The 13,527-nt window shown below is 48.6% G+C and carries 12 protein-coding genes; 4 read left to right on the top strand and 8 right to left on the bottom strand.

Features of this window, described 5'->3' with window-relative positions; genetic code table 11:
* Nucleotides 1-110 precede the first annotated feature (110 nt).
* Nucleotides 111-683, top strand: coding sequence for a sigma-70 family RNA polymerase sigma factor (locus GQY55_RS19760; protein WP_160043598.1), 573 nt, complete (start codon nt 111-113; stop codon nt 681-683).
* The gene (locus GQY55_RS19765; protein WP_201452189.1) at nt 673-1,731 is read left to right on the top strand and encodes a hypothetical protein; all 1,059 of its coding nucleotides are present in this window, start codon (nt 673-675) and stop codon (nt 1,729-1,731) included. Before GQY55_RS19760 ends, GQY55_RS19765 begins: the two co-directional genes overlap by 11 nt.
* Nucleotides 1,732-2,099: 368 nt before the next feature.
* Here GQY55_RS19765 and GQY55_RS19770 read toward each other — a convergent pair whose 3' ends face one another.
* From GQY55_RS19770 to GQY55_RS19790, 5 genes are all read right to left on the bottom strand, one after another.
* On the bottom strand, nt 2,100-2,735 hold the full coding sequence (locus tag GQY55_RS19770) for a hypothetical protein (protein WP_160043599.1): 636 nt from the start codon (nt 2,733-2,735) through the stop codon (nt 2,100-2,102).
* Nucleotides 2,736-3,114: 379 nt separating this feature from the next.
* On the bottom strand, nt 3,115-3,948 hold the full coding sequence (locus GQY55_RS19775; RefSeq protein WP_160043600.1) for a carbohydrate ABC transporter permease: 834 nt from the start codon (nt 3,946-3,948) through the stop codon (nt 3,115-3,117).
* 3 nt (nt 3,949-3,951) lie between these two features.
* The gene (locus GQY55_RS19780) at nt 3,952-4,899 is read right to left on the bottom strand and encodes a carbohydrate ABC transporter permease (RefSeq protein WP_160043601.1); all 948 of its coding nucleotides are present in this window, start codon (nt 4,897-4,899) and stop codon (nt 3,952-3,954) included.
* Between the two features lie 80 nt (nt 4,900-4,979).
* Nucleotides 4,980-6,290, bottom strand: coding sequence for an ABC transporter substrate-binding protein (locus GQY55_RS19785; RefSeq protein ID WP_160043602.1), 1,311 nt, complete (start codon nt 6,288-6,290; stop codon nt 4,980-4,982).
* A 140-nt stretch (nt 6,291-6,430) separates the two neighbouring features.
* Nucleotides 6,431-7,351 carry an AraC family transcriptional regulator gene (locus tag GQY55_RS19790; RefSeq protein ID WP_160043603.1) on the bottom strand — a complete coding sequence of 307 codons (921 nt, stop codon included), beginning with the start codon at nt 7,349-7,351 and terminating at the stop codon, nt 6,431-6,433.
* 115 nt (nt 7,352-7,466) lie between these two features.
* Between GQY55_RS19790 and GQY55_RS19795 the strand changes: the two genes are divergently transcribed.
* Both GQY55_RS19795 and GQY55_RS19800 read left to right on the top strand, forming a co-directional pair.
* The gene (locus tag GQY55_RS19795; protein WP_160043604.1) at nt 7,467-8,660 is read left to right on the top strand and encodes an acyltransferase family protein; all 1,194 of its coding nucleotides are present in this window, start codon (nt 7,467-7,469) and stop codon (nt 8,658-8,660) included.
* 328 nt (nt 8,661-8,988) lie between these two features.
* A complete protein-coding gene (locus GQY55_RS19800; protein WP_236575733.1) occupies nt 8,989-10,137 on the top strand; it encodes a winged helix DNA-binding domain-containing protein in 1,149 nt (382 codons plus the stop codon).
* A 213-nt stretch (nt 10,138-10,350) separates the two neighbouring features.
* On the opposite strand, the gene GQY55_RS19805 is transcribed toward GQY55_RS19800, so the two are convergent.
* The 3 genes from GQY55_RS19805 to GQY55_RS19815 all read right to left on the bottom strand — a co-directional run bounded on the left by GQY55_RS19805 (nt 10,351) and on the right by GQY55_RS19815 (nt 13,423).
* Nucleotides 10,351-11,196, bottom strand: a complete 846-nt coding sequence (locus tag GQY55_RS19805) for a hypothetical protein (RefSeq protein WP_160043605.1) — start codon at nt 11,194-11,196, stop codon at nt 10,351-10,353.
* The gene (locus GQY55_RS19810) at nt 11,193-12,272 is read right to left on the bottom strand and encodes a Gfo/Idh/MocA family protein (RefSeq protein ID WP_160043606.1); all 1,080 of its coding nucleotides are present in this window, start codon (nt 12,270-12,272) and stop codon (nt 11,193-11,195) included. The genes GQY55_RS19805 and GQY55_RS19810 overlap by 4 nt, the downstream gene beginning before the upstream one ends.
* A 209-nt stretch (nt 12,273-12,481) precedes the next feature.
* A complete protein-coding gene (locus tag GQY55_RS19815; RefSeq protein WP_236575734.1) occupies nt 12,482-13,423 on the bottom strand; it encodes an AraC family transcriptional regulator in 942 nt (313 codons plus the stop codon).
* Between the last annotated feature and the right edge of the window lie 104 nt (nt 13,424-13,527).

Here is a 13,527-nt window from a genome sequence, read left to right on the forward strand (position 1 = left end):
ACTTATAAGGGAATCAATTCTCTATTTTTAAATAAATTCCTTTTAACACCGAACCCTTTTCCGATAGAGAGGCAATATAGTGTGTAAGCAGCTTACAGGAGGGCCCTCTGATGCAAAACGAATATATGTACCAATTACTCGAAAAAATGAAGGACGGTGATCAACAGGCGTTTCATGCGGTGTATGATGCTACCTATCAGGATGTCTACCGTACAGTCTCCTTTCTGGTGGATCATCAGCAGGATCGGGAAGATGTCATGAATGAGATTTATATGCAAATGTGGCTCTCCCTTGCGAACTACGATACGAACCGTCCTTTCCACTTCTGGCTGCATGGCTTGGTCATCCGCCAAGTGCAAAGATTTCGGGTCAAGAGCTGGAGGAGATTCCGAATTTTTGAACGCATCCGCGCCTTCACCCGGGAAGAGTCTTATTGGGATCAACATCCTGCGCTGGATGGGACGGACCAAATGATATCGCAGTCCATACGAAAACTGACCGACAAACAGCGGGCAGTGATTATCTTCCGCTTTTTTCACGACTATACTCTTGAGGAAATTGCAACGCTGCTCGATATTCCGCTGGGTACAGTCAAATCCAGATATCATGCCGGCCTTCAGGCGCTTCGAAAATACTTATGGAATCTCCCCTCTGAAAGGATGGAAAAGATCAATGACTATTGAACGCGAAATCCGCGAACATCTGCACAAAGAGGCAGAAACGATCGAGTGCCCTCCGGCCATCTCCAAACGAATAGAACGATCCTATTCTCAATATTTGCAACGAAAAAGGAGCGAAAAACCTATGAAAAAACGATTGATTGGCGGTATTGTTGCCGTAGCGCTTTTGATTCCAACCGCAGCCTTTGCGGCCCCTACCCTGATAGACATGCTGACTAGAACACCAATGACTGCTGAACAAGTCAAAGTGGATGAGGTTGGCAAAACAGCGCTTGAGAAGCTGTACGGCGCTTTTCCCGAAACAAAATCGTTTGAGATTATCGATGCAAGCTACCTTGGGGGAGACGCCACGAATTCAACCCAAAAGCAAGCGATCCAAACAAGCATCGTACTGCAGGAAAAAGGAGGGACCGGCAAAAAAATTAGACTGGATATAAACGGTATTACGGGTGTGATTGAACACGTGAACCAGGAGAATTGGGAGCCTACAGAGAAGCCCGTCATTTCTTTAACCGGTCAGGAAATCAAGGCGAAGGTAGATAATCTCATTACTAAAATGTACGGCAGCATTGATAATTTCGAGTTTAATATGGAGCAAATGGAGAACCCGGATCAAAAAACGTTCATGTTGAATTACAGCAAAAAGGGAGCAGAAACACCATTCTACCAAGCCTTCGTTCAGGGCAATGCCATCCGTGTTTCTTTGATCGGCGGCGAACCTACACCTTCAAATCCTGTTAAAGTAGAAGGTTTCTTCTCGGCAAATGGTAAGCCGGATTATACTGCCGATTCCTTTTTAAACGATGAAAAACTATTTGCTTTACTAAAAATGAACCCGACAGAATTAAAACAAGAATTAGCAAAGGGCCAATCCGTTGCGGAGATTGCAGCATCCAAAAACATCTCTAAACAACAAGTCATTGATGTGATTGCAAAAACACAGGCTGAGAAAGAAGTTGAAGGTGCCGTAGTTTCAAAGAAACAAATGGAACAACTATCAAAAGCTCTTGAACCGAAAGTATTGCAAGTGATTGAGCACAAAACGAGGTAGAAATAACAAATCAAGTCGGATGAGTTCGGCAAAAATCCCTGAGAAGCTGTATGCTCATTTCACGTAACGAAATCGTATTATAATGCAGGCAATGCTCCAAGCGATGTATTCATTGAATGATCCGAACTAGCAGGATGTAAACGTCTATATCATGCTTGGTAAAAAATAATAAGTGGCCGGTATCCTTATTGTAGAGGAAACCGGCCATTTTTAGATCAAAGGAGGCTTAGTGTACAAATTACGCGGTATCTAAAGTGTGACAACCGGCTGCCCTTATCTCATGACGATCGTACCCTTTAGTTCAACTAAATGCGGTTCCCGGTAGTTCAACAGTATTTTACGCAACAGCTCTTATGATTTGAATTAACCTATTTTGTTTTGTTCTTACTTGCTTTATCTATATATGCTTTTATCAAATGATAGATATCCAACTTCCAGACTTGATCTTCTTTCTGTAGACCTAAAGCCATGGTATGAGTTGTTGTTTCTATACTAACCGAAATCAGTACAGTTACCTTATTCTCCTCTGCCGTACTCTCATCCACTTTTATAGAATCATAATATCTGTAATGTACTGCTGTTTCGGAATCATCATTCATTGCATACTCGAAATAATCTTTCCGAAATTGATCCAGATCAGGAAGTTGCCCCCCATTAAAAGTAATCGCATATATCAAGTCCGGGTCGCCTATTGATATACAGTAGAGATAGATCAGCACCATGTCCTCAGGGGTAAAATTGTGAAGGTTCTGCAAGTTCCTCTCAACTTTAAAACGAGTAAAAGCCTCCTGCTTCTCTAAAGGCAACTGTTTCAGATAAGAGAACTTTCCAATGTATTCCTCACCAGGATTCGTGTTTGTATCATTATTGAAAGACTTCTTTAAGTGGTCTTTTTCGAGGGCTTCCGCGGGAACTTCGGTCCTCAGGGCCTTATTCGTGCTGCTGCATGCTGAAACTAAGAACAACATGGCTAGCACTAATAAAACTAATCCTGATTGCCTCATTTTATCACTCCTCAATATAACGGATTCATCTCAGTCCCAAACTAGCGCCTCCCTATCATACCATATAATGGAATTCACCTGCAGGAGCCAACCTTACACGGTGGGTTTTTGCTTGTTCAGCTTCCGTTTGATCCAACGATAGAGCTCCGAATACTAAAACACTAGGCTTAGTACGGCAGCGATCCATTTGAGGATATTCAGTAGCGCCACAAGTACTACCCATGGCCAACACCTCCCTTCGGGAGTGTTACGCCATGGCCGCTCATCGCTTTGTCCCTTAATCTATTATATTATGGAATCCCTACCCAAAATAACACGAAGCAGCCACTCCCGGTCTTCCCGGAAACTGGCTGCTTCGCTATTTGTTCCGCACTTCGAATCACTTAAACCCCGTAAAAGCCGATCCGGACTGCATATAATACTTCTGCCCGAAAAAATAAAGCAAAATCATCGGAATCGCCATGATCGTCGACGCGGCCATCAGCTTTTCCCATTGCGCCCCGTGATCCTGCTGAAAACCTTGCAAACCGAGCGTCAGCGTCCATTTGGCGGCATCGTTCAAATAAATGAGCGGTCCCATAAAGTCCGTGTAGGCACCCACGAAGGTAAACAAAGCAACCGTCGCTAACGCGGGTTTCAACGTCGGCAAAATAATTTGCGCGTAAATCCGGAATTCCGACGCCCCGTCCATTTTTGCTGCCTCGGACAGCTCTTTGGGAACGCCTAAGAGAAACTGCCTCAACAAGAAAATGTAGAACGGCGCCCCGAAAAACGCCCCGATCGTCAGCGGCAGAATGGTGTTGATCCACCCCAGCTTCGCGAAAATAATGTACTGCGGAATCAGCTGCACCTGCGACGGCAAGATCATCGTGGCAAGAACGATCGCGAAAATGATTTTGCTCCCCACCCACGGAATCCGAGAGATCGAATAAGCGACAAGCGGAGAGGCAATCAATTGCCCGATGATACATACGACGCAGATCACCAGCGTGTTCAGCATATAGCGGCCAAACGGCACGGTTTCAAACGCGGCCTTGTAATTCGACCATTGAAAAGATGCCGGGATGATCCGCGGGGGCAGCTCGAATATTTCATTCGGCGATTTGAGCGAGGTGAACACAAGCCAAACGAAAGGGAACAGAAAAAACACCGAGAACAAGATCAGCATCGTATGCGGAAAAATCTTCGTTCGAACCAGCTTTGCAGCGCTCATCCGCTATTCACCTCCGTAATAGACCCAGCGTTTGGATGTTTTCAGCACGAGCAGCGTAATCAGCATGACGATCATGAACAGGATCCAGGCGAGCGCCGAAGCGTAGCCCATCTTCAGATTCATGAAAGCTTCCTGGTACAGATTAACGGCGTAAAATAACAACGACTGCCCGGGTCCGCCAAGGGAGTTGCCCGATTTCCCCCCCGCCAGAATGTAAGATTCCGTAAAAATCTGAAACGCGCCGATCAGCCCCATAATGAGTTGGAACAAAATAATCGGCGACAGCGCCGGAACCGTGATTTTCCAAAACCGATGCCACCAGTTGGCCCCATCGACCTGCGCCGCTTCATAATACGTTTGCGGAACGCCCTGCAGAGCCGCCAGAAAAATGAGCGCCCCCGCTCCCGAGCCCCACAGCCCCATCAGAATCAAAGAAGGTTTGGTAAACTGCGGGTCCAGCAGCCAAGCCGGATCGGGAAGACCCGCCCAGCGCAAAAAAATGTTGACGAGACCGAAATCCGGATTCAGCATCCAAGTCCAGAGCAGGGCGCTAGCCACGCCGGGAATAACCGCCGGAAGATAAAAGATCGTGCGATAATAATTGATGCCTTTGACTTTGAAGTTCAGCAGCATGGCGATGAGCAACGAACTGAACAACGTGACGGGAACGGATATAAACGCCATAAACAGCGTATTGCTGATGGATTTATAAAAGTTGTGATCTTTCATAATCGCCTTGTAATTGCCCATGCCTACCCATCTCGGGGGATTAAACAGATCGTATTCCGTCAAACTGAAGTATAGGGAACTAAAGAAAGGATACACGGTAAAGACCAGAAAACCGACGATCCATGGGGAAGCAAAGGCGAGCCCGATCCAGAAATAACGCCATTCCTTCCTTGTCCACCCCTTTCTCCTCAATATCATTTGGCCGGAGATGGAGTCTCTCATCTATCCGTCCTCCTCGCAGATAGTTTGGATCTAACCCGTCCCGTTGGAGGCCGGGCCAGATCCTTGGTCTGAATGCCGGATTATTTAACCAGAGGCTGAATCTTATCCTTCACCCTCTTCAAGCCTTCATCCACGCCGACTTCTCCGCGGAGAATCGCGTTGTATTGCGTGGAGAACTCCGTCATATATTCCGTCGAAAACGACGTTGCCGGGAAGGAGCGCAGGTTCGGGCTCGAAGAATATTGCAAAAATTCCTGGAAGCCGGGCACATCCTTGTAAATTCCGTTGGTTTGCAGCGAGGTTCGGGTCGGCAAATTGCCGATGGCCGCGGTAAACTCCGCCATTTGTTCCGGCTCGGTCATCCACTTCAGGAATTTCCACGATTCATCCGGATGTTTCACGCCTTTTGGTATATAAAATACGCTTGTCGTTACGTTGCCCGGATTTTTGAGACTGGGATTATTTTCATCGTAAGGGATCGGGGCAATGCCGTATTTTAAGTTCGGAGCGAACTGTTTGATGAAGGTCGGCAGCCATTCGCCGTCGATCGTCATCGCATATTTGCCTGTAAAAAAAGGATTCTGAGGCGACATGTATTGGCCCAGTCCGGATGCAAACCGGTCCAGCTCCTTGGATCCGAACTGATCCCAAATCCCTTTTCCGAACTCGACGGCGGCTTTAACGCCCGCATTGTCGGGAGTCACCTGCTTTTTGTCCGCATCATAATAGGAGCCGCCATAGGCGTAACTGAACGTAAAGGCATCCACCCCCGGCCATAGGCCTAGCTGCTGAAGTTTTCCTCCATTTTCTTTGACGCTCAGCTTTGTAATGTAATCTTTGAGCTGGCCCATCGTTTCCGGAGGACCGTTCAGGCCGGCTTTTTCCAGCACCTCTTTGTTATAAAACAGCATCGAGACGTGCATGGCGATCGGCAGGGCATACGTTTTTCCTTGGGACTGGGAAGAGCTGAGCGCAGCGGGCACGAAATCGCCCAAATCAACGTTGTCTTTCTTGATGTAATCGTCCAGCGGCATCATGGCGCCCCGTTCTCCCCACGGTACGACATCCTGACCGAAGTTGGACGCGATATCGGGGGGATTGCCTCCCGTAATGGCCGTCAGCTGCTTCTGGTAATCGCTTTGCGACAATCCCTTCACTTGAATATCAGGATTGGCCTCATTCCACTTCTTGATCAATTTTTCGAGCGCTTCGCCTTCCGGGCCGGTCCATCCGTACCAAAAGCTGAGCTCAACCGGCTCCTTTTTGGCGTCCCCGCCTTTCGTTCCGCCGTTTTCCTTCCCGGAGCTTGGAGTTTCTTTACCTTCGCAGCCGGATAAAACCGCAAGCAAAAATACGAAGACGAGACCTAATAAACTCCCTTTTCGCTTCATGTCTCTTCCCTCCTATTCTTTGGACAGCAACGCCAACGAAGCTCGTTTGCCGTCATCAACTATTCCATATGTTAGCATGTAAGCGCTTTAGTTAATTTCACTATTGTATCTTAAAGTTGGACTATCGTTAAAAGTTTGAACTACTTGTTCATGGCCTGTTTTCGGAACTGATTCGGAGAGATGCCGGTGTATTTTTTGAAAATTCTGCAGAAGTAAGCCAGCTCGTTAAACCCTGTGGCATAACATACCTCCGTGACGGTCATTGAAGGACGCTGCAGCAGCACAAGCGCGTTGGCGATCCGTAAATCAACAAGATAGCGGTTGAACGTTTTGCCTGTCCACTCTTTAAACAGCCTGCAAATCGTCGGCTTCGACATATTGGATATGGCGCAAATATGCTCGAGCTTAATGTCCTCGTGCGCGTTTTGGTCGATATATTCAACGACTTTGTTCATCGTGTCCCGATACCTTTCAATTTTTTGGAACCCCGCTTTGACCAGCTCCCCGTTCACCTGACGAATGATGAAAGATAACAGCTGCAGCAGATCCGCTTTCAGCACGATTTGAAAAAACGGGGCCCGTTCCTCGTATTCGCCCAGCATATCCTGAAGCAAATTTCGGATTTTCCCCTCCGTTACTCCATCGAACACAATCTGCGAATGGTGAGCGCAGTCCGAACGCATAAAATGCTTCAAATAATGGACGTCAAAAAACGCCTGATCCCGCGGATCGTCGAACCGCTCGTTGATAAAGGACGGCATAAATTCGCAGCCTAAAATTTCAACCTTCTCTTGTTCGAAAGCATGGATGCGATGCATCGTAAAGGGGGGCACCAGAAACAGATCCCCTTTTTTGATCCGGTACTGCCGCGAGCCGAGCGTATGCAGAAATTCCCCCTTGGATACGTACCATATTTGAAAATAGTCATGAAAATGGGTGGACAAGCTGACGAGGGAATCCATTCGATACATCTTGCAGTGCAAATCTTCCAGCATCTCCAGTTTGGAGTTAAAGTAGATCACTCCCGAGCGGGTCCATTGATCGATATCGAGCTTTTTCATCTCAATTCCTCCTCTATATATCCCCTTTTTCGTATATTATTTCCGTTGCCATTTGCCTCCAAATGAAATAGAATTGAACCTTGAAATTCACAAAAATACGGGGAGTTGAACCTGTATGGCATCAAAAATCACTTATTTGGATGGTTTAAGAGGTTTGGCCGCTTGCGTGGTCGTCGTTTCACACTTTTTTCAGGTATTTGCGCCGTCTGTTTTTGAAGGAAAACAGGAGATCGCCCACTTTGCCTTTGAAGGTTTTGCTGCACGGACACCGCTGAACTTATTGTTCAACGGCAATTTTTCCGTCTGCGTCTTTTTCGTATTGAGCGGTTTTGTGCTCAGCTGGCGATATTTTCACACGAAAGACAAGTTACATATTTACTCCTCTGCCCTGCGCCGATATTTTCGATTGGCTATTCCTGCCGTATTATCCGTCTTGTTAGCCTACTTGGTCATGGTGCTCGGTTTGGGTTATTTTGATAAAATCCGCCAAACAACGTTGTCCTCCATGCATGATCCGTATTTGGCCAGTTCTAATTTTCTCGTCATGCTGCAAGAGGCCTTATTCCACACGTTTTTTAACTATGGGTCCGCCTATAATCCCGTCTTATGGACCATGACCTATGAGCTGCTTGGTTCCTTCCTGATCTTCGGATTTCTTTTGACCGTCGGCAGGTTCAAGTTTCGGATTGCAGCCTATGCGATCCTCGTCGTGCTTCTTGCCGATTCGTATTATTTGGGCTTCGTGCTTGGCATGGCGCTTAGCGACCTGAAGTTCAGCGGCCGGGATCGGTTGGCCATTCTTCAACGGCCTTGGATCACCCCCCTTCTTCTTTGTGTAGGGCTGTATCTTGGCTCCTATCCTTATGTGGGCATCGAGAATACCATCTATTCCGTCCTCGTATGGAAAACCTCGTCGTTTTCGTTTTTTGTGTTCTACCATACGTTGGGGGCATTTTTCATATTGACAGCTCTCTTGAATTCTTCTCGCCTTCAATCGCTGTTCAGCCGGAAGCTGTTTTCCTATCTTGGCAAAGTATCGTTTTCCTTTTATCTGCTCCATTTCACGATCATTTGCTCACTCGGATCCTATATTTTCTATCGATTGCACCCCCATTTCTCGTACGGACTTAGCGTGACGTTCACCCTTATACTAACCACCCCTTTCATCTTTGTATTGGCCCATTTGTTCTATCGATTCGTCGATGCAAAAACCCTATCCGTATTGGGTCATTGGAGCAAGCGAATCTTCGATCCTCTTGTTCGACAAAGGGCAGGCGGCATGCAGGCTGAAAAAACAAAAAGCATGTAACGCCGACGACATCTCCGAAGGCTCGTTAAAATATATCAACTGTTAAAACGAGTCTTCAGAGAGATCGATTGTAGCGGTGCAGCAGCCTATATTCAAGGTGTAAACGCAGCACAAAACAGCCATTCCCGGATCTTGCCGGAAATGGCTGTTCGCAATTGTCCTTCTTATTCCTATTAAGGATAGACTTGTCATTGTTGGAGTTATACAATTTCAAATATATATTGATTGATGCGCCCGATTTAATGATCGGCGATATCCGCTGTTTCTTCCGCGGGTTCCATGGAAATCCTGCTTAATAACATGTTACGAAAGAATAGGAGACTGTAGCATGAACAAAAACAAGACGACACGAAAACCAGGTTCGGGGATGGAAAAGGAATCCGCCAAAGTGCTCGATTCCCGCGCCTTGAATCGTGCCACGCTCGCCAGGCAAATGCTGCTCAAGCGCGAAAAGCTTCCGGTTTTGGATGTTGTCGAAAAATTGATCGGTCTGCAAGCCCAATCCCAGAACGCGCCGTATTTCGCTTTATGGTCCCGAATGGAAGACTTCCAGCAGGATCAACTATCAGAGCTGATCCGGGATAGAAAGGTGGTACGCATGGCCTTGATGCGCGCCACCCTTCACTTGGTCTCTTCCCCCGACGCTTTTCAGCTTCGCCCATGGCTGCAGAGCGTCATGGAACGAAGCTTAAAGGGGGGTTACGGCCGACAGCTCAAGGATGTGGATCTCGGACAGCTCGCTGCGAATGGACGGAAACTGGTCGAAGACAAACCGATGACGTTCAGCGAATTGGGCGGGCATTTGCTGGAACATTGGCCAGATCTTCCGTCAAAGGCGGCTACAGCTGCCATTCGGAATTTGGTGCCGCTTGTGCAAATACCGCCGCGGGGGATTTGGGGGGAAGGAGGACAAGCCGCACATACTACGTTGGAAACATGGCTTCATCAATCCCTATGCCCAAAGCCCGATGCGGAAACTTTGATCCGGCGGTATTTGGCGGCATTTGGTCCGGCTACGGTTAAAGACATCCAGGTATGGTCAGGACTAACCGGTTTAAACCAAACGATGGAAAAGCTTCGTCCTGAGTTGATCACCTTCCGGGATGTGCATGGAGCTGAACTATTCGATCTGCCCGATGCTCCGCGGCCTGATGGAAGTACCCCCGCGGAACCGCGGTTTCTCGGTGAATTTGACAATATCCTGTTGTCCCATGCGGATCGCAGCAGAATACTGGACGACAGGTACCGTAGCAGCGTATTCACGATAAACGGAATTATCCGGTCAACGATCCTCATCGACGGATATGTTGCCGGAACGTGGAAGTTGATACAAGAACGAAAGAAAACGGTTTTGAGCATCGACCCTTTTATTACGCTTTCCCAAAAAGAGACCGACGCGCTAACGATGGAAGGAGCGCGACTGCTTCATTTCGCGGCGCCGGAGGATTCGCAAGAAGTGATTATTCAATCCGGCTAATATAGAAGTTGAACAGAACATTTCACCCGGCTGCCTTCATTCTTGCGAGTCACAGGTTCAACTTATATAGCGGCAGCGGAGATTGGCTTCAAGGGAAATCTTCAGACGCAAAAAGAAGCTGAGCGAATGTCGTCAGCTTCTTTTACCGTCCGGACATTTCCATAAAAAGGAAATCAAGCCGTGTAAAGCACTAAAAATATTTGGGCAGGCCGCTTATCCGCTCCCTGGCAGCTTAATCCACTGATAAGGCTGCTTGGCGGCAATAAGCGCATATTCAATAAGGGTGATAACGGCAATGGTCTCGGAGGAAGGCACGGTCGCCTCTCCGGTCTCAAAGAACCTCACCAAATCGCGGATAAAGCTTTGGAAGAAATCCGACGCCGGCTGCACGACGCGGCAGGCTCCCGAGTCGTAGTTGATGGACATCATAAACGGAGAGCCCTGGCCCGGCTGCTGGATCGTGGCCTGCCTGCCGCCGGAGAACTCGATCAGCAAGGCCGGCGCCGCTTCCGTCCCGATGAACATGACGCGCTGGGCATCCTCGCCCATCAGGGCAATGACCGGTTCGATCTGGTGGATCGAATAGTTTTCCATCGCACCCGGTCCCCAGCTGGAAATGACCTTGATTCCTGCGCGCTCGACTTCCGCATATTCCGCGGCATACCGGAGCGCCGACGAAGAATACAGCGGGGTCTGATACTTCGCGGCCCGCTCAAACAAACGCACCGCCGCCGCCCTGTCCGGAGCGAACGTCTTGTCTATGTAGGTCGGCTTTCCCGATGCCAGCGGCAGCTCGGAAAGCGCTTCATGCTGCTCCGGGTTGTCAGGCGACAACACGATCAAAAAATCGCTTTGGGCAACCACTTCTTCTATCGTGCCGCACCACGCCACGCCATGTTTCGCGCACCATTCCGTATTGCTGAGTCCCTGCTCGGCATCCTTCATGCCATAAGCAAAAGCGACCTCCATCGTGCCGCCCGAAGCCTTGCGAATCCATTCGGGGTAGTTGTTCGCGTGCCATTCGTCCAGATAGTAGTCGATAAAGCCTATTTTCTTCATGCCAACGCTCCCGCTTCCAGGAGGGAAATCTCGCGGCCTTCTTCCGAAGAGCGGTAAATGGCTTCGATCATTTGGGCCGTCACGATCACCGTGTCAATATGCGACGGCAGCTTTTCTCCGGAATGGATGCCGGCGATAAAACCGTCGATCTCCTCCTGGAAAGCGTTGTTCTGCGGATATTTCGCTGTGCTTTCCAACAAAGCGCCGTGCTGCGCAGAGTACAGTGTAAACTCCTTGCCGTACTGGAGACGAATGCCTGCTTTGTCCCCGAGAAAATCAATATACATTTCATCGACGCCGATATTTTGCGCCCACGCGCCGTTCACCGTGATGGACGGTCCTTCCGTCCGGATCATGGCCGTGACAAAATCATCCACATCATAGCTGCCCTCATAGTTCGGAGGACCCGCCCACATGTTCAGGTAAGCGTAATTCGGCATATCCTTGCCAAGCTTCGAATACGCCTGTCCGGACACCGTCTTCGGCTTCGGATCGCCCGCGCAGTACATGACGATATCCAGGAAGTGAACGCCCCAGTCAATGAGCGCCCCGCCGCCCGCGACCGCCTTGGTTGTAAAATCTCCGCCCAGCCCCGGAATCGAGCGATGGGCGCGGAAGCTGACGACGACATGGTACAATTCGCCAAGTTCCCCGCTTTCGATCATCTGCTTGATAATGTTGACGCCTTTATTGAAGCGGTTCACGACGCCGATATTCAGCGTTTTGCCGGTTTCATGCTGCACCTTCTGCATCTCCAGCGCTTCCTTGTACGTTCTGGCGGCCGGCTTCTCGCACAGCACGTGCTTGTCGGCACGCATGCAGTCGATCGCAATGGAGGCGTGAACGTTGTTGGGGGTACAAATCGACACCGCCATCACCTCAGGATCGTCCAAAATGACCCGGTAATCCTCCACCGCCGTGCCGCAGCCGTACTTCTCGACCGCTTGTTCAGCCCGCTCCTTGCGAATATCGCAAAAATACTTGATCTCCACGTCCTTATTGGCCACGTAAGCCGGGATGTGAGCACTGTTGGCAATGGTCCCGCAGCCGATCACCGCTACAATCGTTTTTGTCATAGCAAATTCCCTCCGGTTACTTGAACCCGGTAAAGACAGCCCCGGATTGCATAAAGTATTTTGACCGAGCAGCGTCATTCGAATAAAAAACATGCCTTTTCAAAGCCGGTTCCTTTCATTCGGGACTTATTCTCGGCCAACTACTGCCATGTTATCATGCAGGCAAAAGATATGATTTTAATATCGTATGGGAAAATAGGATTATCGTATTAATTTTGAAGCGGTTTCATTGCGGCTTGTTTGCGGAACTGATTGGGCGATATGCCGGTATAATTTTTAAAAATTCTGCAAAAATAGGACAACTCGTTAAATCCCGTCGCGAAGCATACCTCGGTGACCGTTAAGGACGGATGCTGCAGCAGCCTGAGCGCATTGTTGACGCGGAGGTCAACGAGATAGCGGTTGAAGGTCTTGCCCGTCCATTCTTTGAACAAGCTGCAAAACGTCGATTTCGACAAATTCGATACGGCGCACATATCTTCCAGCCTGATATCTTCATGTGCGTTTTTTTGAATAAATTCAACCACCTTCATCATCGTGTCGCGATATTTTTCCGACTTCTCAAAACCGGCCTGGACTAGCTCCCCGTTCACCTGGCGAATGATGATCGATAACAGCAGCAGCAGATTGGCCTTCAGGACGATTTGAAAAAACGGCGTACGCCGTTCATATTCTCCGAGCATCTCCTGCATCAAACCGCGAATCCGGCTATCCGTAACCCCGTCAAAAATCATTTGATGCGAATTTGCATTTTCAGCATGCGCAAAATAGGTTAAATAGCTGGCGTCAAAAAAGGGCTGTCCCCCCGGCGGCTCATTAAAACGCTCGTTAATGAATGCCGGCAGGAATTCGCATCCCCATATTTCAACCTCCTGCTCGGGCGGGGACTGAATGCGGTGCACCGTAAAAGGAGGAACGACAAACAGGTTTCCCTTGGTCATGCGGTACTCCCGATCGCCGATCGTGTGCAGAAATTCGCCTTTGGATACATACCAGATTTGAACATAATCGTGAAAATGAGCCCACAAGCTCGTCAGCTTGTCCATTCGATACATTTTGCACGACAGGTCTTCCAGCATCTCCAGCTTGGAGTTGAAATAAACGACCCCGGAACGGGTCAATGCATCGATCTCCGCCTTTTTCATCTTCATCGGCTGCCCCTTCCCCCCTGTCTCTTATATTTATTTCATGCTGCCGCCGTAAATTCCTGTCGTATGAACGCAAAAACCATTTCTATACCATATCAAAAATAGGG

The organism is Paenibacillus sp. USDA918EY, assembly GCF_009870825.1.
Lineage (GTDB): Bacteria > Bacillota > Bacilli > Paenibacillales > Paenibacillaceae > Paenibacillus_AQ > Paenibacillus_AQ albilobatus.